This is a genomic window from Mesorhizobium sp. M2E.F.Ca.ET.209.01.1.1, from assembly GCF_004010375.2.
Classification (GTDB): domain Bacteria; phylum Pseudomonadota; class Alphaproteobacteria; order Rhizobiales; family Rhizobiaceae; genus Mesorhizobium.
The window spans coordinates 17,240-38,565 of sequence record NZ_SADP02000001.1; the positions used below are offsets into that span (position 1 = coordinate 17,240).

Genomic DNA, 21,326 nt, shown 5'->3' on the forward strand with positions numbered 1-21,326 from the left:
GTTGAGCGAATATTTCCTTTTGCCGCTGGCCTCCCTGCCCTTCCCCAACATCGACCCGGTCATCGTCAACATCGGGCCGCTGGCGGTGCACTGGTACGGCGTCGGCTACATTGTCGGCATCCTCTTTGCCTGGTGGTATGCGAAGCGGCTGGTCACCAACACCCGCCTCTGGCCGGACGGCCACCTGCCGATGAAGCCCGAGGACCTCGACGACTTCATTGTCTGGGCGGCGATCGGCGTGGTGCTCGGTGGACGCACCGGTTACGTGCTGTTTTATGATCTGCCGCGCTATATCGCGCATCCGCTCGACATTTTCGCGGTTTGGCAGGGCGGCATGTCGTTCCATGGCGGCCTGCTCGGCGTTATCCTCGCCATGACGCTGTTCTCGCTCAAGCGCAGCATTCCCACCTGGACACTGTTCGATGTGGTGTCGGCGGGCGTGCCTGTCGGGCTCGGCCTCGTGCGTGTCGCCAACTTCATCAATTCCGAGCTTTGGGGCCGGCCCTCGGACGTACCTTGGGCGATCGAGTTCCCCAATGGCGGCCCGTTCACCCGCCATCCCAGCCAGCTCTACGAGGCGCTGCTCGAAGGCCTGGTGCTGTTCCTGGTGCTGCGCTTCCTCACCCATTCGCGGCTGAAGCTGAAGACACCGCGCTTCGTCGGCGGGGCCTTCATCTGCGGCTACGGCCTATCGCGTATCTTCGTCGAATTCTTCCGCGAGCCCGACCAGCAGATCGGCTATCTCCTCGGCACCAACTGGCTGACCATGGGCATGATCCTGTCTACCCCGATGGTTCTCGCCGGCATCTGGGCCATGGTCACGGCAAAGCCGACGCCACAGCCGCGGGCGGCATGACCCGGCTGAAGGAGCGCATCACAGGCCTGATCGGCGCGACGGGGCCGATCCCGGTCAGCGAATATATGGCGCTCTGCCTGTTCGATCCCGACGAGGGTTATTACACGACGCGCGAGCCCTTCGGCGCCGCCGGCGACTTCATCACCGCGCCCGAGATCAGCCAGATGTTCGGCGAGCTCGTTGCCGTCTGGCTCTACCAGGCCTGGCAGGGCGCCGGCCGGCCCCTGCCCTCGACCTTTGCCGAGATCGGACCGGGCCGCGGCACACTGATGAAGGACATGCTGCGCACTTGGTCGCGCCTCGATCCGGAGCTGGTGGCCGGCGCCTCCTTTGCCATGATCGAGACCAGCCCGCGCCTGGCTGAGATCCAGAAACAGACGCTTGCCGGTCAAAACGCGGTATTTGCCTGGCACCAGACCATCGACACGCTGCCGCGGCAGCCGCTCTTCATCGTCGGCAACGAATTGTTCGACGCGGTGCCGATCCGGCAATTCGTATATGTCGGCGCGGGCTGGCGCGAGCGCGTGGTCGGCCTCGACGGCGCCGACGAATTGCACTTCTTCGCGGGCGCGGGGTCCGTCGACCCGGCGCTGCTGCCACCAGGCGCCGCCGATCCGCCGCAAGGTGCCATCGTCGAGGTGGCGCCTGCCCGGTCGGCGCTGATGACGCGGATCGCTGAACGCATAGCCGGCCGGGGCGGCGCCGGCCTCTTCATCGACTACGGCCATCTGGAGCCGGGGATCGGCGACACTTTCCAGGCGCTGCGCCGGCACCAGCGCGAGGACGTTTTGGCCAATCCAGGCGAAGCCGACCTCACCGCCCATGTCGATTTCGCCGCTCTTGCCGATATCGCGCGTGCTCACGGTCTCGATGTGCAACTGTCGACCCAGGGCGAATTCCTGCTCGGCATGGGCCTGCTCGAACGTGCCGGCACACTGGGCGCTCATGCCGATGCCGAAACACGTCAGGCCATCTCGGACGCGGTCGAACGCCTGGCCGGCCCCGACGCGATGGGCGAGCTGTTCAAGGTGATGAAGATCATGCCGGTGGCGCGAGCCCCCTGAGATTGGCGGGCGGTCCCACCTCCCGGTCGTGCCCCTGGTCCTGCTTGTCGCCCGAACTTCGCCTTGACGAACCCGCCTTGCACGGACGACAAACCCAACCATGCTGAATCAGACCAGACCCGATCCAGTTCGCTCGCCGCTGCTTGAAAAGGCGCAAGGCATACGCCACGGCTATTTCACCCGCATCGGCGGCGTCTCCGACGGCATCTATCGGGGGCTCAACATCGGCACAGGCTCCAGCGACGATCAAACGCTGGTCGCCGAGAACAGGCGGCGCGTTGCCGCCTGGATGGGCGTGCCGGCCGATCACCTGTTGACCGCGCACCAGGTCCACTCACCCGATGTCGTTGTCGCCAGGGAACCCTTCGCCGGTCCTCGCCCGAAAGCCGACGCCATCGTCACCGACCGTCCGGGCATCGCCATCGGCGCATCGACCGCCGATTGTGGGCCGGTGTTGTTCGCCGATGCCGAGGCGCGCGTCATCGGCGCTGCCCATGCCGGCTGGAAGGGCGCCTTCACCGGCGTGCTCGAAAACACCGTCTTGGCGATGGAAGGCCTCGGCGCCCGCCGCGACCGCATCGTCGCCGTGCTTGGCCCCTCGATCGGCCCCGACAATTACGAGGTCGGACCTGAATTCGTCGCACGCTTCGTCGAGGCCGACGCCGGCAATGCCCGCTATTTCAGGCCGTCGAAGACAGCCGGGCACTCGATGTTCGACCTCAACCAATATACGGTCGACCGGCTGCGCAAGGCGGGCGTGACCGCCGAAGGCCTTGGCCGCTGCACTTACGCGGAAGAAGATCTTTTCTATTCCTACCGGCGCACCACCCACCGCAAGGAAGCGGATTACGGGCGCCAGGTTTCGGCAATCGTACTGGAGAAAGAGTAATGGCGCTGCATTTCGAACGTTCGGAATTCGACGCGCGGCGTGACCGGCTGCTGATCGAGATGGCCGAAAAGAAGCTCGACGCCGTGCTCTTGTTCGCGCAGGAGAGCATGTACTGGCTGACCGGCTACGACACGTTCGGCTTCTGCTTCTTCCAGTGCCTGGTGGTGAAAGCCGACGGCTCGATGGTGCTGCTCACCCGTTCGGCCGATTTGAGGCAAGCGCGCCAGACCTCGACCATAGAAAACATCCTATTGTGGACCGATCGCCAGGGCGCCAATCCGGCGATCGACCTGCGCAACCTGCTCAACGACCTCGATCTGCTCGGCGCCCGCATCGGCGTCGAATACGACACCCACGGCCTGACCGCCTATAACGGCCGCCGCCTCGACGAGCAGTTGCAGACCTTCGGCCAGATCGCCGATGCCTCCGGCATCGTCGGCCGGCTGCGCCTGTTCAAGAGTCCGGCCGAGATCGCCAAGGCGGAAAAGGCCGCCAATCTTTCCGACGACGCGCTGGACGCGGCGCTGCCGCTGATCAAGCAAGGCGGCGACGAAGGGCTCATCCTCGCCGCCATGCAGGGCGCGGTCTTTGCCGGCGGCGGCGACTATCCCGCCAACGAGTATATCATCGGCTCCGGCGCCGATGCCTTGCTCTGCCGCTACAAGGCCGGCCGCCGCAAGCTCACCAAGAACGACCAGCTGACGCTCGAATGGGCCGGTGTGTTCCACCACTATCATGCCCCCATGATGCGCACCATTTTGACGGGCAAGGTGTCGAAGCGCCATCAGGAACTGTTCGACGCTTCCCGGGCCGCGCTGCTCGCTGTCGAAAAGGCGATGACCCCGGGCAACACCTTCGGTGACGTCTTCGACGCGCATGCCCGCACGCTCGAGGCGCACAATCTGACCAAGCACCGGCTGAACGCCTGCGGCTACTCGGTCGGCGCCCGTTTCACGCCGTCCTGGATGGACATGCCGATGTTCTACCAAGGCAACCCGGAACCGATCGCGCCCAATATGACGCTGTTCGCGCATATGATCATCATGGACTCCGAGACCGAGACAGCGATGACGCTCGGTCGCACCTACCTCACCACGGAATCGGCGCCGAGGCCGCTGTCGCGCCATGATCTCGACTTGATCGTGCAGTGAATCCATAATGGTTGGTTCACGCGGGGGCATTCGCCAGTAGGGAGTTTTCAAGCAAATGAGACGATCGCGGATGACGACCGTGTCATTGCTTGCGGCGCTGGCGCTCGGCGCCTGCACCAACGCCAAGGACGTGCTGGAACCTTCGGCCATCACCCCGCCGGCGAGTTCGGCCCAGTCCTCGGCCGCCCCGCAGGGCACATCGACGACGGCCACAACCCCGACCGCGACCGCGCCTGCCCCTACTCCCGCCCCTTCCGCCGCAGCCTCGTCCGCGACACCCAGGACACCGGCCCAGACCGCGGCTCTCGCGAAGACGCGCCTGCAGGTGGCGCCGATCGTCGGCGCATCGGTGGAAGCGGCGGCACCGTTGACGGCGGAACTGCAGACCCGCGCCAAGCAACGCGGCCTGACGCTTGTCGGCAGCACCGACCAGACGGCGACGCACGTGCTGAAAGGCTATTTCTCGACGATGTCCGAGGGCAAGGACACCACCGTCATCTATGTCTGGGACATCTACGACCCCTCGGGGAACCGCCTGCATCGCATCAATGGCCAGCAGAAGGCGCCCGCGGTCGGCGGCGGCGAGGGCTGGCCGACGGTGGCGCCCGCGACCATGCAGGCCATCGCCGACCAGACGATCGACCAGTTCGCCGCGTGGCTCGGCAGCGGCGGCGCCGGTTGACCGGACCATGCCGGCCGAACTGTTGCCGGCCAAACTGTTGCCGGCTTGCGATGTTTTCCGTGTTTGTTGCGGTCGCCGGAAGGATTCCCCACAACGAGGCTTGCAATACCGGCGCGGGCCGCTAAAAGCCCGCATAAAAGGCTCATTGAGAGTCTCTTGGGCCTCTCCATCCTTCACCAGGAACGGTGCATGAAGCTTTTCGCGGGCAATTCCAACCGGGTGCTGGCCGAAGCGGTCGCTCGCTATCTCAACGTCCCACTGGGGAAAGCCAGCGTCAGGCGCTTCGCCGACCAGGAAATCTTCGTCGAGATCCAGGAAAACGTGCGCGGCGAGGATGTCTTCATCCTGCAGTCGACCTCTTATCCGACCAACGACCATCTGATGGAATTGCTCATCATGATGGACGCTTTCATGCGCTCCTCGGCGCGGCGCATCACGGCGGTCATCCCCTATTTCGGCTATGCAAGGCAGGATCGCCGCGCCTCCGGCCGCACGCCGATCTCGGCCAAGCTGGTCGCCAACATGATCACCCGCGCCGGCGCCGACCGCGTGCTGACGCTCGACCTGCATGCCGGCCAGATCCAGGGTTTCTTCGACATCCCGACCGACAATCTGTTCTCGGTGCCGGTGATGGCCCGCGACGTGAAGGCCAAGTACAAGCAGCTCGGCAATGTCGTCGTCGTGTCGCCCGACATCGGCGGCGTGGTGCGGGCGCGCGCGCTGGCCAAGCGTTTCGACGCGCAGTTGGCCATCGTCGACAAGCGCCGCGAGCGCCCCGGTGAATCGGAAGTCATGAACATCATCGGCGCGGTCGCCGGCAAGGATTGCCTGCTGATCGACGACATCGTCGATTCCGGCGGCACGCTGTGCAACGCGGCCGACGCGCTGCTTGCCAACGGCGCGACCTCCGTCACCGCCTACATCACCCATGGCGTGCTGTCGGGCGGCGCCGTCGCCCGCATCGCCGGCTCGAAGCTGCAGGAATTGGTGATCACCGATTCCATCCAGCCGAGCCAGGCCGTGCTCGACGCACCGAATATCCGGGTCATTTCGATCGCCGATCTGATGGGCGAGGCGATCTCGCGCACGGCAACGGAAGAGTCGGTCTCGAGCCTGTTCGACTAATTGTCGGTCTGCGCTGGTGCATAGCGCAGCAGCGTAACGCCTTGCGTAAAACGCTCCGTGCCGAGTGGCGTCAGCGCCAGCGACAGGCCGGACTGGAAGTAAGGCTTGCCGCCGCCCAGCACGACCGGATGCACATAGAGCCGGTACTCGTCGATCAGCCCCGCGCGCGCAAGATGGGCGGCCAACTCGGCCCCGGAGACGGAAATCTCGCCAGTTGCTTCCCCCTTGAGCGACTTTGCCACCGCCTCCGCGTCACTTCTAACCAGACGGGCATTCGGCCCGACTTCTCGGAGCGTGGTCGAAAACACGATCTTCGGCGTTTCACGCCAGGCGCGCGCAAAATCCCGCTCGACGTCTTCAGCGCCAATCTCCCGTTCGGGGCTGTCCCAGAAGCGCATGGTCTCATACATCCGGCGTCCGCAAAGCACGATCGAAGTCCGCCTCATCTCCTCGTTGAAATGCCGGTGCAATTCCTCTTCGGGGACCGGCAGGTCGATGTCTCCGCTCGGCCCGGCGACATAGCCATCCAGCGATGTCAGCATGGCATAGACGATCGTCGCCATAGGGTTCCTCCGATTTCGCGCTCCCGCAAAGGGATCATAGCTGATTGCAATTTGCAATCAGAAGTCCGGATGGAGTCCAAATCGGCAACGCATCGGCCCGATGCCGCGGCGCGGTTTCACGCGGCGAGCGGACCGCCTGCGCGCCGCGGGTTTTCACCGGCATCGCGCGCGCCGCGCATATAGCCGCGCGGCGAAGCGCCGAGCATGCGCTTGAACATGGTGGTGAAGGCCGGCACGCTGTCATAGCCGAGATCGAGCGCCACCCTGGTGATCGGCTCGCCATCGGCAAGCCTGGGCAGAGCGGCGAACAGGCAGGCCTGCTGGCGCCAGGTCGACAGCGACAGCCCGGTCTGGCGATGGAACGCACGGGTGAAGGACCGGCGGCTCATGCCAGCGGCATCCGCCCATTCGTCGATCGTCGCATGCGGCGAAGGAACCGCCACGAAACGCCGGCAGAGCGCCGCGAGCTTCGCGTCGGATGGGAAAGGCAGGCCGAGCGGCCGTTCCGGCAGGTTCGGGATCTCGTGCAGCAGCAGTCCCATGACGAGCGCGGCGCGCCCTTCGAGCTCGCCGCCCTGCGGCAGTTTCTCCGATTCAACGATCAGGCTGTGCATCAGCTCCGTGATGCCGACGACGCGCAATCCCTCCGGCAGCCCGGCAATGGCGTTCGGCATCACATAGACCGAGCGCATCGAGACATCGCCCAGCATCTCCACCGAATGCTCGGTGCCGGCCGGTATCCACATCGCGTGATCGGGCGGCACCATCCAGCGGCCGTGTTTCGTCGTCACCAGAACCACACCGACCAGCGCGTGCAGCAGCTGGCTGCGGCTGTGGCGGTGCTGCGGCACATGATAGCCGTCCGGATATTCGGTCGGCAGCGCCACCGCCGGTCCAACCGCCTCCTCCAGCCACTGCCAGCGGCTTTCATGCAGCCGGCCCAGTTCGGCGGCGTCGCCTCTGAAGATTTCCCGGCCATGCGGCATCGGATGTGGCCCACTTGCGAAACTATTGGACCAAACCACGAAAGAAGTCGTCATTCAAGCCGATTATAAGGCAGCGTCCCGTCCCATGAGACTGCCTGCGGTTCGCCGCCAAAAAGACTACGGAGCATTTGCCTTGACTGATACGACCGCCAACTCCGTCGCCGCGCCGGCGACGGCAAGCAGCACCTCGGCGCAAGCGACGGTCTTTGCCGTCATCCTTTCGGTGAGCTTCTGCCACGCCATCAACGACATCATGCAGTCACTGCTGCCGGCGATCTACCCGCTCCTCAAAGAGAATTACGGTCTCGATTTCTGGCAGATCGGCCTTCTGACCTTCACTTTCCAGGTCACGGCCTCGCTGCTGCAGCCGGTGATCGGCATGATCACCGACAAGCGGCCCATGCCCTATTCCTTGCCTTGGGGCATGGCCTCGTCGCTGGTCGGCCTGATCGTGCTGGCTTATGCCGGCCACTATGTGCTGCTTCTGGTCGGCGCCTCGCTGATCGGTATCGGCTCGGCGATCTTCCATCCGGAATCCTCGCGCATCGCCCGCTTCGCCTCGGGCGGCCGCTTCGGCCTGGCGCAGTCGCTGTTCCAGGTCGGCGGCAATTTCGGCCAGGCCATGGGCCCGCTGCTTGCCGCCTTCATCGTCGTGCCCTTCGGCCAGGCCAGCATATCCTGGTTCGCCATCGGCTCGCTGATCGGCATCTTCGTGCTGTGGCAGGTCGGCGGTTGGTACAGCCGCATGCGCGCTGCGCAGGCCACCCGCAAGCAGGTTGCCCATGTGTCGCCCTTTCCGCGCAAAAAAGTGATGGGCGCGCTCGCCGTGCTGACGCTGCTGGTGCTGACCAAGAACGCCTACATCGCCTCGCTCTCCAGCTACTACACCTTCTACTCCATCCATAAGTTCGGCGTCTCGGTGCAGACGAGCCAGGTCATGCTCTTCCTGTTCCTCGGCGCATCGGCGCTGGGCATCCTGCTTGGCGGCCCGTTCGGCGACCGTTACGGCCAGAAGGCGATGATCTGGTTCTCGATCGTCGGCGTCCTGCCCTTCACACTGGCGCTGCCCTACGCCAATCTGGAATGGACGATGGTGCTCACCGTGATGATCGGCCTGATCCTGTCGTCGGCCTTCTCCAACATTGTGGTGTTCGCGCAGGAGCTGGTGCCGGGCCGGGTCGGCACGATCGCCGGCATCTTCTTCGGCTTCGCCTTCGGCATGGGCGGGATCGCCGCCGCCGTGCTCGGCGTGATCGCCGACATGAAGGGCATCGATTTTGTCTTCCAGGTCTGCTCGTACCTTCCCTTCCTCGGCCTGCTGACGGTGTTCCTGCCCAATATGAAGGAAGCAAGGAAAGCCTGACTGCCGGCTACGGCAAGAAGAGCCCAAAAAACACAAGCACCCGCCGAACGGCGGGTGCTTGTCTGCTTTCCGAACGCGGAACTCAGGCCTTGAAGAAGGCCAGCAGATCCGCGTTGATGACATCCGCATGGGTCGTCGCCATGCCGTGCGGGAAGCCCTTGTAGACCTTGAGCTCGCCCTTCTTGAGCAGCTTGATCGAAAGCAGGGCGGAGTCCGCGATCGGGACGATCTGATCGTCGTCGCCATGCATGACCAGCACCGGCACGTCGATCTTCTTCAAATCCTCGGTGAAGTCGGTTTCCGAGAAGGCCTTGATGCAATCGTAGTGCGCCTTGGTGCCGCCCATCATGCCCTGGCGCCACCAATTGTCGACAACGCCTTGCGAGACCACCGCGCCCGGACGGTTGAAGCCGTAGAACGGACCAGCCGGAACGTCGCGGAAGAACTGGGCGCGGTTGGCGGCCTGGGCGGAACGGAAGCCATCGAACACCTCGAGCGGCAGGCCGCCCGGATTGGCGTCGGTCTTGAGCATGATCGGGGGCACGGCGCCGATTAGCACGGCCTTGGCGACGCGACCGCCGCCGCCATACTGCGCGACGTAGCGCGCCACTTCGCCGCCACCCGTCGAATGGCCGACATGAATTGCGTTCTTAAGATCGAGATGCGCGACGAGCGCTGCCACGTCGGCGGCATAGGTGTCCATCTCGTTGCCGATGTCAGTCTGGGTCGAACGGCCGTGGCCGCGGCGGTCATGCGCTATGACACGGTAGCCCTTCGACAGGAAGAACAGCATCTGGGCATCCCAGTCGTCGCTGCTCAGCGGCCAGCCATGGTGGAAGACGATCGGCTGACCGGTGCCCCAGTCCTTGTAGAAGATCTGCGTGCCGTCCTTGGTGGTGATCGTGCCACTGCCGATCTTGGTCTGCGAAGCTTCAGTCATCTCCATCTCCTTTGTAATTTTCGCAATAAATAATATCACGATAACGATATGCGTACCGCCATCAAGCTGGCTTGTCCATAGAAATATGTATCACGATAACATTTTCCGTGGTACATAATCGGTGCTCAGTCGGCAAAAGGATCGTGCCGTGCCTCTTCCCTTGGACAACCAGCTCTGTTTCACGCTTTACGCGACCAGCATGACAATCAATCGTACCTACAAACCGATGCTGGACGAAATGGGCATCACCTATCCGCAATATCTCGTGCTCAACGCACTGGGTGAGGCGGACGGCATGTCGGTGGGCAGCATCGCGCATCGGCTCGCCCTGGAATCCAGCACCATCACGCCGCTGGTGAAGCGAATGGAACAGGCCGGCCTCGTCACCCGCCAGCGCAGCCAGACCGACGAGCGCCAGGTGCAGGTCGACCTGACCCCTAGCGGACGAGCCCTGCTCGTCCGGTGCAATTGCCTGAACGAGACGCTGATCGAGCGCTCAGGCATGAGGCTGGCCGAACTCGATGCCCTGAACCGGCAAATCCAGAAGTTGCGCGATGCGCTGAGCGGCGGCCAGGCGGTCGACGCCGCCTAGGCAATTCCTGGAAAAAGCCTAGCCGTTTCCGTCCGGAATTGCGCAAAGCCATGCGGGTTACGCCTCCGCCTTAACCAGCGGCAGCGGCGGCGCCTCGAGCCCCTGGAACGGGTCGCGCCAGGCGTCGATCGCTTCCAGCCGGCCGTACCAACGGCGGATCGACGGATAGTCGTCGAGCGGCAACCGAGCGGCATCATTGAAAGGCAGGAATGTCGCCATGCGGAAATCGGCATAGGAGATGGAATTGCCGACCAGCCAATCGCGCGACGAAAGCTCAGGCTCGAGGACCGCCGCGGCCTTGTGGAACTGCCTCAGCCCCTCCTCCACCAGCGCCTGATCAATGGGACCCAGCCCATAGCGCTGCTTGGTACCGCGCTCGAAATGCACCATGTCGCAGGCGAAGGCGAAGCGTTCCTTGCCCCAGCTGATCCAGCGGATCATGTCCGGCTCATCGTCCCCACCACGCCAGAAATCCGAACGCACCTCGCGCGAAAGCCGGCAGGCGATGGCGTCCGTCTCCCACAGGCTCCATCCCGCGCCGACCAATATCGGCAAGGTCAGATTGGGGTTGAGCGCGCGGTAGCGCTCGGCCTGCCCCGGCGCCATCGGCGATGCGAATTCAAAGGCGGTCTCCGCCTTGAGATAGCGCGCGGTCGCGACAGCGAGGCGAGGATTGGGATTGCGGCTGAACAGAAGTTTCATTTTGGTCCCCACAGGCGTTGGTTGCATGCCGCAGGACGACCGAAAGCCGCCCGATCCTACATTTGTCACGAATGGGATCTTCGCATTATGCTTTCGGCGGTGGAAACCACCTGGAAGCCTTCCAGTCCAACCGCTTGCACCGTCGTCCGCCTTCCGCTATAGAGCCGCCACCCGCGTAGACACCCTTGGAGGCAACGCGGAGGAAGGCCGGCCAGGCCTCGCATGATCCCCAGACGCATTTGGATCGCCAAACGCATCGGACAGATCGTGCAAGGCCGCGACGGCTTTCGACGTTTACGGTTGGCCTCGTGCCTGCCGCAAGCGCTCCATAACACGCGAAAGGAAATGCCATGAGCCACGATACTTACGAGCTCAAGGCCGAAGCGCGCGAACAGGTCGGTAAGGGGTCCGCCCGTGCAGTTCGCCGCGACGGTAAAGTGCCTGCAGTCATCTACGGCGACAAGCAGCCTCCCCTGGCGATTGCGCTGAACTACAAGGACCTCTTCTACAAGATCCATGGCGGCGGGTTCCTCACCACGGTCGCCACGATCGATGTCGACGGCAAGAAGATCCAGGTCCTGCCGAAGGATTTCCAGCTCGACCCGGTCAAGGATTTCCCTGTCCATGTCGACTTCCTGCGCATCGGCAAGGACACCGAGGTCAATGTCGACGTGCCCGTCCACTTCATCAATGAGGACAAGTCGCCCGGCATCAAGCGCGGCGGCGTGCTCAACATCGTTCGCCACGAAGTCGAGTTCCACTGCCCGGCCAACGCGATCCCGGAATTCATCACCGTCGATCTCGCCGGCACCGACATCGGCGACTCGATCCACATCTCGGCGGTCAAGCTGCCGGCCGGTGTCAAGCCGGTCATCTCCGATCGCGACTTCACCATCGCGACCATTGCCGGCTCGTCGGCGATGAAGCCGGAGGCAGAAGCCACCACCGAGGTGGCTGCGGCCGAACCTGCGGCCCCCGCGGCCGAAGAGAAATAATCATTTCTGCACCCGGAGGCGGCGATGCTTGTCTTTGCAGGCCTCGGCAATCCGGGCGCGAAATACGAAAACAACCGGCACAATGTCGGCTTCATGGCGGCGGACGCGATAGCCCGCCGCCATTCCTTTTCGCCCTGGTCGCGAAAATTCCAGGGCCTGATCTCAGAAGGCACGCTCGGCGGCGAGAAGGTGCTGCTGATCAAGCCGCAAACCTTCATGAACCTGTCCGGACAGTCGGTCGGCGAGGCGCTGCGCTTCTACAAGCTCGAGCCAGCCGCGCTCACTGTCTTCTACGACGAGATCGACCTTGCCGCCGGCAAGCTCCGGGTCAAAGTGGGCGGCGGTTCCGGCGGTCATAACGGCATCCGCTCGCTCGACCAGCATGTCGGCAACGCCTATCGCCGGGTGCGCATCGGCGTCGGCCATCCCGGCGTCAAGGAGATGGTGCACGGCCATGTGCTCGGCGATTTCGCCAAGGCGGACCGCGAATGGCTGGATGTCCTGCTGGACGCGATCGCCGACAACGCCGCGCTGCTCGCCAAGGGCGACGACAGCTCCTTCATGAACCGCGTCACGCTCGCCTTGCGTGAAAAACTCGTGCCGACCGGCGATGACGACCGCCCGCCGCCCAAACCGCCGAAGCAGCAAAGCCACGTCCGCCAGGCGCGGCCGCAGCAGCCGGCGGCAAAAATCCCCGAAAGCGGCCCGATGGCCGCGATGCTGAAGAAGCTGTTCGGCAAGGAGTGAGCGTCGAAGGAACGATGCTCGGGGCTTGACGTTCGTCACCCCTATCGCCCATAGCCCTCACCAAAATTGAATTCCGACAGGACTGGACGAACATGGGTTTCAAATGTGGCATCGTTGGCTTGCCCAACGTCGGCAAGTCGACGCTGTTCAACGCGCTGACCAGGACGGCCGCCGCGCAGGCCGCCAACTATCCCTTCTGCACCATCGAGCCGAACACTGGCGAGGTGGCGGTGCCGGATCCGCGCCTGCAGAAGATCGCGGCGATCGGCAAGTCGAAGGAGATCATCCCGACCCGCATCTCCTTCGTCGACATCGCCGGCCTGGTGCGCGGTGCCTCCAAGGGCGAAGGGCTGGGCAACCAGTTCCTTGCCAACATTCGCGAGGTCGACGCGATCGTGCATGTGCTGCGCTGCTTCGAGGACGACGATATCACTCATGTCGAGGGCCGCATCGATCCGGTGGCCGACGCCGAAACCGTCGAGACCGAGCTGATGCTCGCGGACCTCGAAAGCCTTGAACGCCGTATCGCCCAGGTCCGCAAGCGCGCCGCAGGCAAGGACAAGGAAGCCATGGCCGTCCTGCCGATGATGGAGGCGTCGCTCGAATTGCTGCAGGCCGGCAAGCCGACGCGCTTCCTGTTGAACGGCATCGCGCCGGAGGACCTGCGCATCCTGCAGGGGCTGAACCTGCTCACCTCGCATCCCGTTCTCTATGTCTGCAACGTCGCCGAGGCGGACGCCGCCACAGGCAACGAGCACACCAGGGCGGTGGAGAAGATGGCGGCCGCGCAGGGCGCCGGCACGGTGGTGATCTCGGCGGCGATCGAGGCGGAAGTCGCCCAGCTTTCCGACGAGGAGGAAATGGAGTTCCTTGCCTCGATCGGCCTCGACGAGCCGGGCCTCAACAAGGTGATCCGCGCCGGCTACGAACTCTTGCATCTGATCACCTACTTCACCGTCGGGCCGAAGGAGACGCGCGCCTGGACGATCCACAAGGGCGATAAGGCGCCGCAGGCGGCCGGCGTCATCCACACCGACTTCGAGCGCGGCTTCATCCGTGCCCAGACCATCTCCTACAACGACTTCGTCACGCTGGGAGGCGAAGTGGCCGCCAAGGAAGCCGGTAAGGCCCGCGACGAAGGCAAGGAATATGTCGTCCAGGACGGCGACATCATGCTGTTCAAGTTCAACACCTGATCTCCAGGGAGACCCGGCGATGATAAAAACCTTCGTCGTGGACAATGACCGCCTGCGCCTCACCGAGGATCTTGCGGCGGATGGCGACAGGGTCGTCTGGGCCGACCTCTTCAACCCGACCAAGGAGGAAGAGGCGCGCATCGAGAGCTGGCTGGGCATAGCGATCCCGACCCGCGAGGAGATGGAGGAGATCGAGATTTCGAGCCGCCTCTACATCGAGGACGGCGGCTACTTCATGACCGCCGTGCTGCCGGCGCAGACCGAGGCCGACGATCCGCTGATGTCGCCGGTGACCTTCGCGCTTGCCGGCAACCGGCTGATCACCATCCGCTACCACGAACCCAAGGCCTTCAAGACCTTCCCGCTGCGCGCCGAAAAGGTGGCGACCGGCTGCACCAGCGGCGACACCATCCTGATCGGCTTGCTGGAAGCGATCGTAGACCGACTGGCCGACATCCTCGAGCGCGCCGGCCGCGACGTCGAAGCGATCTCGCGCGACATCTTCGAGGCGCGCTCGACCAAGGCCTCTAAACGCAACCGCGATTTCCAGGAATTGCTGAAAGGCATCGGCCGCAAGGAGGACCTCGCGTCTTCCGTTCGCGACAGCCTGATCTCGTTGCAGCGCCTCGCCGGCTTCCTCGCCCACGTCGCGGACCAGACCAAGATGAGCAAGGATGTGCGGGCCCGCATCAAGACGCTGTCGCGCGACGTGCTCTCGCTCGCCGACCATGCCACCTTCCTGTCGCAGAAGATCTCCTTCCTGCTCGATGCCACGCTCGGCATGATCTCGATCGAACAGAACGCCATCATCAAGATCTTCTCGGTTGCGGCCGTCATCTTCCTGCCGCCGACGCTGGTCGCCTCGATCTACGGCATGAATTTCGACATCATCCCCGAGCTCAAATGGGAGTTCGGCTACCCCTTCGCCATCGGCCTGATGGTGGTCTCGGCCATCCTGCCCTTCTGGTATTTCCGCCGCCGCGGCTGGCTCTGAAAGCGTCGGCCGGCGACGGCTGGCTTACCAGAAATCACTTGACCAAATTGCCTTGGACCTTCATCCGGGAATGCCCGATTTGGGGATCACGCATTCGTCAACCGGATTGCCAGCATGACCGGAAAGACCTGGGCCTATGAGGATTTCGCGGAGGGCGCCTCGCTCGACCTCGGCAGCAAGGACGTAAGCGCGGCCGAGATCATCGAATTCGCCTCGGAGTTCGACCCGCAGCCGATGCATCTCGACGAGGAAGCCGGCAAGGCGAGCATCCTCGGCGGGCTTTCGGCTTCGGGCTGGCACACCTGCGCGATGTTCATGCGCATGCTGTGCGACGCCTTCCTGCTCGATTCGACCTCTCAAGGCTCACCCGGTATCGAGCATGTGAAATGGAAGAAGCCGGTTCTGGCAGGCGACCGGCTGACCGGGAAGGCCACCATACTTTCCAAGCGCCAGTCCAAATCGAGGCCTCAGCTCGGCTTGATCACCATGCGCAGCGAGCTCTTCAACCAGCGCGGCGAATGCGTCTTCGAACTGGAGAACACCGGTATGTTCCTCGCGCGTGATGCCGCTCAAGGCCAATCATGACACTCGACGAATACTTCCTGATCGGCGAAACCGTCACGCTGGGCTCGCATAAATTCGAGGCCGACGAGATCAAGGCGTTTGCCAGGAAATACGACCCGCAAATCTTCCATGTCGATGAGGAGGCGGCAAGGAAGAGCGTGCTCGGCGGGCTTTGCGCTTCCGGCTGGCACACCGCCGCCACCTGGATGAAATACAACCTCGAAAAGCGCATGGAGACCGAGGGCGTGCGCTGGACCGGCCCTGGCCCGCAGCCCGAATTTGGCCCTTCGCCCGGCTTCCGCAACCTCAAATGGCTGAAGCCGGTCTATGCCGGCGAGACGGTGACCTTCACGCGCACCGCGCAGGCGCACCGGCCGCTTACCGGACGTCCCGGCTGGAACCTGCTCACGCTGCGCTCGGAAGGGTTCGATTCGACCGGCGACAAGGTCATCGAATTCGACAGCGCCGTGCTGGTGAAGGTGGAGTAGTGAATGGTGAATGGTGATTAGTGAGTAGTGATCCGCATAGATTCGCGCTCGAACAACCTACCTTCACTATTCACTATTCACTATTCACTATTCACTATTCACTATTCACTAATGCCCCTCATACCCGATCAGCGTCCTGACCGGCACGCCGAGCGCTTCCAGCTTCTTGCGACCGCCGAGGTCCGGCAGGTCGATGACGAAGCAGGCGGCGACGATGTCGGCGCCGATCTGCCTGAGCAGCCTGACCGCTGCTTCCGCGGTGCCGCCGGTGGCGATCAGGTCGTCGACCACGATCACCTTCTCGCCGGGCGAGACGCCGTCCTTATGCATCTCCATCTCGTCCAGGCCGTATTCGAGGCTGTATGCCACCCGCACCGTTTCGTAGGGCAGCTTGCCCTTCTTGCGGATCGGCACGAAGCCGGCCGAGAGCTGGTGCGCTACGGCGCCGCCGAGGATGAAGCCGCGCGCCTCGATGCCGGCGATCTTGTCGATCTTCAGCCCGGCATAGGGATGCACCAGCTCGTCGATGGCGCGGCGGAAGGCGCGCGCATCGCCAAGCAGCGTAGTGATGTCGCGAAACAGGATGCCGGGCTTGGGGTAATCCGGAATGGTGCGGATGGCCGCAAGCAGCGTGTCTTCGAGGGAGGATTTCATTGAGGCTTTCCGCGTGTCCGGCTGTCGGATTGGCGGCGTCGGCCATTGCTGCCCGACGCGATCGACAAGGGCTACCGCGATGTCGCGCCAGAGACAAGCACATCCGGCAAAGCATCGATGCCGACCGGCCTCGGCTATAACGAAAAGGGCGCCTTCGAAGGCGCCCTTCGAAAAACAGGCGCTTACCTTGCAACTACATGCCGAGGTCCGAACGCAGCTCGGAGCGCGCCACTTCGAACTCGGCCTTGAAATCGGGACGGCTGAGCAGGACCGCGGCAATCACGCTGCCGGAAATCTTGCCCATCTCGATGTCGGACGGATAGTGGATGCCGCCGACCACGCGGTTATGCGCATATTCGGCCGCGCGGGCCATGATCTCGGCGCGCTTTTCCGGCACCATGTCGGCGAGGATAATGCCCATCATGGTGCCGACCGTGGCATGGCCCGACGGCCAGGAACCGGAGTTCGACAGCTTTACAACCGGCTTGACCAGATCGCTGAGCTGATGCGGGCGCGGACGCTTCCAGACATCCTTGGCCGGATCGACGACGGCGCCTTCCGTGGCCACCACGCGATCGAAGAAGGCGCTGACCTTCGGCAGCGTTTCCTTGTTGAACTTCGGCCCCATGACATCTGCGAAGCGCCAGACATTCTCCTCGGCATCGGCGATGGCGCGCTTTTCCATCTCGGGCGTACGCGTCACCTGCAGCGTCAGCACTTCGCCAAGCTCAGCCTTCGTCTCGGCGGAGTCGTTCGCCGGCGGCGGCGGCAGGATCATCGTCAGGTCGATATCCTTGTTGGTGACGAAAGGCTGAGCTTCGTCGGCATGGGCAGTGTATCCGGTGATGAGCAGCAGGAAACCGGCCGCGAGGGATGCGTATCTTTTCATGGGTGCGATCCTTTGATGAGGGCAAGGCAGGATCGCCGCGCGCGATGACGGCCATGTGACAGGGCCGTCATCGTGGTCCCGAAATACAAAAGGGCGCCTGAGGGGCGCCCTTTGAAGCTTTACGATTTGGTCGCGCCTCAGTGCGCGACGTCGGCCCACACCCTGCGCTTGGTCATGTAGACCAGCGCGCCGAAGAGCAGCAGGAAGACCATGACGCGGAAGCCGGTCTTCTTGCGGTCCTCGAGATGTGGCTCGGCGGCAAACATCAGGAAGGCCGCGACATCGCGAGCATACTGGTCGACGGTCTGCGGCGAGCCGTCGTCATAGGTGACCTGGCCGTCCGAGAGCGGCTTCGGCATCTTCAGCGACACGCCGGACAGGAAGTACGGATTGTAATGCGTGCCTTCCGGGATGACCATGCCGGCCGGCGGCGTCTGGTCGTAGCCGGTAAGCAGCGAGTGGATGTAATCCGGGCCGCCCTGCGCATACTGGGTGAAGATATCGAAGATGAAGCGCGGGAAGCCGCGCTCGACGCCGCGCGCCTTGGCGAGCAGCGACATGTCCGGCGGGGCGGCGCCGCCATTGGCGGAAGCCGCGGCCTGCTCGTTCGGGAACGGCGCCGGGAAGTGATCCGACGGCTTGCCGGGACGATCGAACATGTCGCCGGCGTCGTTCGGGCCGTCATGGATGGTGTATCCGGCGGCCAGCGTCTTGATCTGCGCTTCCGAATAGCCAAGCCCCTCCAGCGTGCGGAAGGCCACCAGGTTCATCGAGTGGCAGGCCGAGCAGACTTCCTTGTAGACCTTGAGGCCGCGCTGCAGCTGCGCCTTGTCGTAGGTGCCGAACGGGCCGGCGAAGCTCCAGCTCATTTCCTTCGGCTCGTTGATCGGGAAATGCGTCGGCGCGGCCGGGTTGTGTTCCTCTTCGGCGGCGATGGCAGCGGTGCCCGCCACCACCAGGCCGAGCAGCGCCAGCGAGGTGAGAATCTTCTTCATACCCAAAATCCCCTCAGATCCTCAGCCTTTGGTTTCCGGCGCGGCGGTCGCGCCTGCCGGATGTCCGCTGCCGCCCTTGTTCTTTTCCAGCACCGCCTCGGTGATCGAGTTCGGCAGCCTGCGCGGCGTCTCGATCAGGCCAAGCACCGGCATGACGACCAGGAAGAAGGCGAAGTAGAACAGCGTCGCCATCTGCGCCATGAACACGTAAGCGCCTTCCGCCGGCTGCGAGCCCAGCCATCCGAGCAGGATGGCGTCGGCGACGAACAGCCAGAAGAACAGCTTGTACCACGGACGGTAGACCGCCGAGCGCACCTTGGAGGTGTCGAGCCACGGCACCAGGAACAGCATGGCGATGGCGCCGAACATGCACAGCACGCCGCCGAGCTTGGAGTTGATCGGGCCGATGTTGAAGGTGATGGCGCGCAGGATCGCGTAGAACGGCAGGAAGTACCATTCCGGAACGATATGGGCCGGCGTCTTCAGCGGGTTGGCGACCGTGTAGTTGTCCGGATGGCCGAGATAGTTCGGCAGGTAGAAGACGAAATAGGCGAAGAAGAACAGGAACACGATCATGCCGAACGCGTCCTTGATGGTCGCGTAGGGCGTGAAGGCGACGGTGTCGGTCTTCGACTTGACCTCGATGCCGGTCGGATTCGACTGGCCCACGACATGCAGCGCCCAGATATGCAGCACCACCACGCCGGCGATCATGAACGGCAACAGGTAATGCAGCGCGAAGAAGCGGTTCAGCGTCGGATCGTCGACCGCGAAGCCGCCGAGCAGCAGCTGCTGGATCCAGTTGCCGACCAGCGGGATGGCGCTGAAGAAGCCGGTGATGACGGTGGCGCCCCAGAAGCTCATCTGACCCCAGGGCAGCACATAGCCCATGAAGCCGGTCGCCATCATCAGCAGATAGATGATGCAGCCGAGGATCCACAAGAGCTCGCGCGGTGCCTTGTAGGAGCCGTAGAACAGGCCGCGGAAGATGTGGATATAGACGGCGACGAAGAAGAACGAGGCGCCGTTGGAATGGAGATAGCGCAGGAGCCATCCCGAATTCACGTCGCGCATGATCTTCTCGACCGAATCGAAGGCGAGATTGGTGTCGGACGTGTAGTGCATCGCCAGCACGATGCCGGTCAGGATCTGCGAGACCAGCATGATCGACAGGATGCCGCCGAACGTCCACATGTAGTTGAGGTTGCGCGGCACCGGATAGGCGACGAAGCTGTCATAGATCAGCCGCGGCAGCGGCATGCGCGCGTCGAACCAGCGCTCGATACCGGTCTTGGGCGTATAGGTCGAGTGTCCCTCGCTCATCGATAATGTCCCCTGCCTCAACCGATAAGGATCTTGGTATCGGAAATGAACTTGAATACCGGGATCGCCATGTTCTCCGGCGCCGGGCCTTTGCGGATGCGGCCGGCGGTGTCGTATTGCGAGCCATGGCACGGGCAGAACCAGCCGCCGAAATCGCCTTCCTGACCGAGCGGGATGCAGCCGAGATGGGTGCAGACCTGCACCATCACCATCCAGGCTTCCTTGCCGGGCGTGGTACGGTTGGCGTCGGTCGCCGGCGCATCGGACGGCAGGTTGGCGTTGCGCGCGATCGGGTCCTTGAGATCGGCGAGATTGACGGCTTCGCCGTCCTTCATTTCCTTTTCGGTGCGGTTGCGCACCACCACCGGCTTGCCGCGCCACTTGACGATCAGCGAAGAGCCGGGCTGCAGGGAGGAGACGTCAACCTCGACCGAGGCCAGCGCCAGCGTCGAGGCGTCGGGGCGCATCTGGTCGATGAACGGCCACGCGACGGCTCCGGCGCCGACAACGGCGGCCATGCCGGTGGCTACGTAGAGAAAATCGCGACGGTTGGGATCGTGGATGTCGGTTGCGCTCACGGGTGCCTGATCCTTTCGCCTCTTCCTAACCGGAGGCCGAGCCTTGTCCCCGCTCAATCGCACCTGCCCGACAGCGCATGGCGAACAGGCTAGCGAATTCCTCCGGCATTTGGATTTTCGGTTTATGCGTGCGGCCCGTTTTTGTCCAGCGGGGTGAGGGCACAAGGGCAGATTGTCGCGGGGTTGCGCCGCGGCGGTCGCCGGCGTGTCCTCGCTGGGCTGCTTGGCAGGGCGAAACACCGCGGAATCACGGGCGAAATCGGGTCCGCGTTCGCCTCGACATCGGCTCTTGGCCCGGTCTATTCTGCCGCCATGGCGCATGTCATTGAACGCGACAGCTGGGCCGAAGCCCCCGACCGCTGGAAAGGCGAGCTGCAATGCGGACAGTTCGGCGCCAATTCCTGCCTGATCTTCAACTATCAGTCGACGATCGGCGGCGGCCCGCGCCTGCACAAGCACCCCTATGCGGAGATCTTCGTCATCCGCTCCGGCACCGGCCTGTTCACCATCGGCGACCAGGAGATCAAGGCCACCGCCGGCCAGATCCTGATCGTGCCGCCCGGCACGCCGCACAAATTCACCAATCTCGGCCCCGGTCCGCTCGAGAGCACCGACATCCACGAGAACGGCCACTTCATCACGGAATGGCTGGAGTAGCTTGCCGGATTCCTAGCTGGCCCCGAGCCTGACCAGCACGGCTCTCGGAATGTCGTATTCCCTGATAACCGCATCGTGCTTGCGCAGACCGCAAAGCTCGCGCTGGATGAAATAGGCGTGCACGGCGGCCGCCGCTTCCTTCAGCAGCCGGTTGTGATGCTCGCCTTCGCCACCCTCGCGCAATCTGGCAAGGGTTTCCTCCACACGCTGTCCGGCGCGGCCGAGCGCAGCGGCCTTCTCGGCGAGGATTTCGTGGCCGAGCAGGTCGAGCGCGCTTTCCTGCGCGCCTGAGCGTCCGAAATTGGTAGGCATGCGTACCGACATGACGCCGTT

At 63.7% G+C, this 21,326-nt stretch carries 25 protein-coding genes; 15 read left to right on the top strand and 10 right to left on the bottom strand.

Annotated features, from left to right (window positions below):
• Position 1: 1 nt before the first annotated feature.
• The 6 genes from lgt to EN852_RS00140 all read left to right on the top strand — a co-directional run bounded on the left by lgt (position 2) and on the right by EN852_RS00140 (position 5,767).
• Entirely contained in the window at positions 2-856 is an 855-nt protein-coding gene (lgt, locus tag EN852_RS00115) for a prolipoprotein diacylglyceryl transferase (RefSeq protein WP_127874441.1), read from the top strand.
• Positions 853-1,920 carry a class I SAM-dependent methyltransferase gene (locus EN852_RS00120; RefSeq protein ID WP_127874442.1) on the top strand — a complete coding sequence of 356 codons (1,068 nt, stop codon included), beginning with the start codon at positions 853-855 and terminating at the stop codon, positions 1,918-1,920. The genes lgt and EN852_RS00120 overlap by 4 nt, the downstream gene beginning before the upstream one ends.
• Positions 1,921-2,020: 100 nt before the next feature.
• Complete coding sequence (gene pgeF / locus EN852_RS00125) at positions 2,021-2,809, top strand: peptidoglycan editing factor PgeF (RefSeq protein ID WP_127874443.1); 789 nt, start codon at positions 2,021-2,023, stop codon at positions 2,807-2,809.
• Positions 2,809-3,960 carry a Xaa-Pro peptidase family protein gene (locus EN852_RS00130; protein ID WP_127874444.1) on the top strand — a complete coding sequence of 384 codons (1,152 nt, stop codon included), beginning with the start codon at positions 2,809-2,811 and terminating at the stop codon, positions 3,958-3,960. Before pgeF ends, EN852_RS00130 begins: the two co-directional genes overlap by 1 nt.
• Before the next feature lie 55 nt (positions 3,961-4,015).
• Positions 4,016-4,642 (top strand): hypothetical protein, encoded by a 627-nt coding sequence (locus EN852_RS00135; RefSeq protein WP_127874445.1) that lies wholly within the window; start codon positions 4,016-4,018, stop codon positions 4,640-4,642.
• 189 nt (positions 4,643-4,831) lie between these two features.
• The gene (locus EN852_RS00140) at positions 4,832-5,767 is read left to right on the top strand and encodes a ribose-phosphate pyrophosphokinase (RefSeq protein WP_095817296.1); all 936 of its coding nucleotides are present in this window, start codon (positions 4,832-4,834) and stop codon (positions 5,765-5,767) included.
• On the opposite strand, the gene EN852_RS00145 is transcribed toward EN852_RS00140, so the two are convergent.
• The gene (locus EN852_RS00145; protein WP_127874446.1) at positions 5,764-6,330 is read right to left on the bottom strand and encodes a dihydrofolate reductase family protein; all 567 of its coding nucleotides are present in this window, start codon (positions 6,328-6,330) and stop codon (positions 5,764-5,766) included. The genes EN852_RS00140 and EN852_RS00145 overlap by 4 nt on opposite strands.
• A gap of 116 nt (positions 6,331-6,446) precedes the next feature.
• Positions 6,447-7,316 carry a helix-turn-helix transcriptional regulator gene (locus tag EN852_RS00150; protein WP_127864519.1) on the bottom strand — a complete coding sequence of 290 codons (870 nt, stop codon included), beginning with the start codon at positions 7,314-7,316 and terminating at the stop codon, positions 6,447-6,449.
• A gap of 133 nt (positions 7,317-7,449) precedes the next feature.
• Between EN852_RS00150 and EN852_RS00155 the strand changes: the two genes are divergently transcribed.
• Positions 7,450-8,679 carry an MFS transporter gene (locus tag EN852_RS00155; protein ID WP_189545644.1) on the top strand — a complete coding sequence of 410 codons (1,230 nt, stop codon included), beginning with the start codon at positions 7,450-7,452 and terminating at the stop codon, positions 8,677-8,679.
• A gap of 82 nt (positions 8,680-8,761) precedes the next feature.
• On the opposite strand, the gene EN852_RS00160 is transcribed toward EN852_RS00155, so the two are convergent.
• Complete coding sequence (locus EN852_RS00160) at positions 8,762-9,619, bottom strand: alpha/beta hydrolase (protein WP_127225913.1); 858 nt, start codon at positions 9,617-9,619, stop codon at positions 8,762-8,764.
• Positions 9,620-9,767: 148 nt separating this feature from the next.
• Here EN852_RS00160 and EN852_RS00165 point away from each other — a divergent pair, with 148 nt between their 5' ends.
• Positions 9,768-10,211, top strand: a complete 444-nt coding sequence (locus tag EN852_RS00165; RefSeq protein ID WP_127874448.1) for a MarR family transcriptional regulator — start codon at positions 9,768-9,770, stop codon at positions 10,209-10,211.
• Positions 10,212-10,268: 57 nt separating this feature from the next.
• On the opposite strand, the gene EN852_RS00170 is transcribed toward EN852_RS00165, so the two are convergent.
• Complete coding sequence (locus EN852_RS00170; protein WP_127874449.1) at positions 10,269-10,913, bottom strand: glutathione S-transferase family protein; 645 nt, start codon at positions 10,911-10,913, stop codon at positions 10,269-10,271.
• 350 nt (positions 10,914-11,263) lie between these two features.
• On the opposite strand from EN852_RS00170, the gene EN852_RS00175 reads away from it, so the two are divergent.
• The 6 genes from EN852_RS00175 (at position 11,264) to EN852_RS00200 (ending at position 15,897) form a co-directional block, all read left to right on the top strand.
• Positions 11,264-11,908, top strand: a complete 645-nt coding sequence (locus tag EN852_RS00175; protein WP_127864514.1) for a 50S ribosomal protein L25/general stress protein Ctc — start codon at positions 11,264-11,266, stop codon at positions 11,906-11,908.
• Between the two features lie 24 nt (positions 11,909-11,932).
• Complete coding sequence (pth, locus tag EN852_RS00180) at positions 11,933-12,655, top strand: aminoacyl-tRNA hydrolase (protein WP_127874450.1); 723 nt, start codon at positions 11,933-11,935, stop codon at positions 12,653-12,655.
• A gap of 92 nt (positions 12,656-12,747) precedes the next feature.
• Positions 12,748-13,851, top strand: a complete 1,104-nt coding sequence (ychF, locus tag EN852_RS00185; RefSeq protein WP_127874451.1) for a redox-regulated ATPase YchF — start codon at positions 12,748-12,750, stop codon at positions 13,849-13,851.
• 19 nt (positions 13,852-13,870) lie between these two features.
• On the top strand, positions 13,871-14,845 hold the full coding sequence (gene corA, locus EN852_RS00190; RefSeq protein ID WP_127874452.1) for a magnesium/cobalt transporter CorA: 975 nt from the start codon (positions 13,871-13,873) through the stop codon (positions 14,843-14,845).
• Between the two features lie 114 nt (positions 14,846-14,959).
• Positions 14,960-15,430: a MaoC family dehydratase gene (locus EN852_RS00195; RefSeq protein WP_127864510.1), complete on the top strand. Its 471-nt coding sequence runs from the start codon at positions 14,960-14,962 to the stop codon at positions 15,428-15,430.
• Positions 15,427-15,897, top strand: a complete 471-nt coding sequence (locus tag EN852_RS00200; RefSeq protein ID WP_127864509.1) for a MaoC family dehydratase — start codon at positions 15,427-15,429, stop codon at positions 15,895-15,897. The genes EN852_RS00195 and EN852_RS00200 overlap by 4 nt, the downstream gene beginning before the upstream one ends.
• 108 nt (positions 15,898-16,005) lie before the next feature.
• Here EN852_RS00200 and EN852_RS00205 read toward each other — a convergent pair whose 3' ends face one another.
• The 5 genes from EN852_RS00205 to petA all read right to left on the bottom strand — a co-directional run bounded on the left by EN852_RS00205 (position 16,006) and on the right by petA (position 20,336).
• On the bottom strand, positions 16,006-16,551 hold the full coding sequence (locus EN852_RS00205; protein WP_112127111.1) for an adenine phosphoribosyltransferase: 546 nt from the start codon (positions 16,549-16,551) through the stop codon (positions 16,006-16,008).
• A gap of 193 nt (positions 16,552-16,744) precedes the next feature.
• On the bottom strand, positions 16,745-17,440 hold the full coding sequence (locus tag EN852_RS00210; protein ID WP_127874453.1) for a phosphatase PAP2 family protein: 696 nt from the start codon (positions 17,438-17,440) through the stop codon (positions 16,745-16,747).
• Between the two features lie 137 nt (positions 17,441-17,577).
• On the bottom strand, positions 17,578-18,435 hold the full coding sequence (locus EN852_RS00215; protein WP_127874454.1) for a cytochrome c1: 858 nt from the start codon (positions 18,433-18,435) through the stop codon (positions 17,578-17,580).
• A gap of 21 nt (positions 18,436-18,456) precedes the next feature.
• A complete protein-coding gene (locus EN852_RS00220) occupies positions 18,457-19,758 on the bottom strand; it encodes a cytochrome b N-terminal domain-containing protein (protein ID WP_127874455.1) in 1,302 nt (433 codons plus the stop codon).
• Between the two features lie 17 nt (positions 19,759-19,775).
• The gene (gene petA, locus EN852_RS00225; protein WP_042647595.1) at positions 19,776-20,336 is read right to left on the bottom strand and encodes a ubiquinol-cytochrome c reductase iron-sulfur subunit; all 561 of its coding nucleotides are present in this window, start codon (positions 20,334-20,336) and stop codon (positions 19,776-19,778) included.
• Between the two features lie 312 nt (positions 20,337-20,648).
• Here petA and EN852_RS00230 point away from each other — a divergent pair, with 312 nt between their 5' ends.
• Positions 20,649-20,993 carry a cupin domain-containing protein gene (locus EN852_RS00230; protein ID WP_127864505.1) on the top strand — a complete coding sequence of 115 codons (345 nt, stop codon included), beginning with the start codon at positions 20,649-20,651 and terminating at the stop codon, positions 20,991-20,993.
• A gap of 12 nt (positions 20,994-21,005) precedes the next feature.
• Here EN852_RS00230 and EN852_RS00235 read toward each other — a convergent pair whose 3' ends face one another.
• Positions 21,006-21,317: a DUF6665 family protein gene (locus tag EN852_RS00235; RefSeq protein ID WP_127874456.1), complete on the bottom strand. Its 312-nt coding sequence runs from the start codon at positions 21,315-21,317 to the stop codon at positions 21,006-21,008.
• Positions 21,318-21,326: the final 9 nt, after the last annotated feature.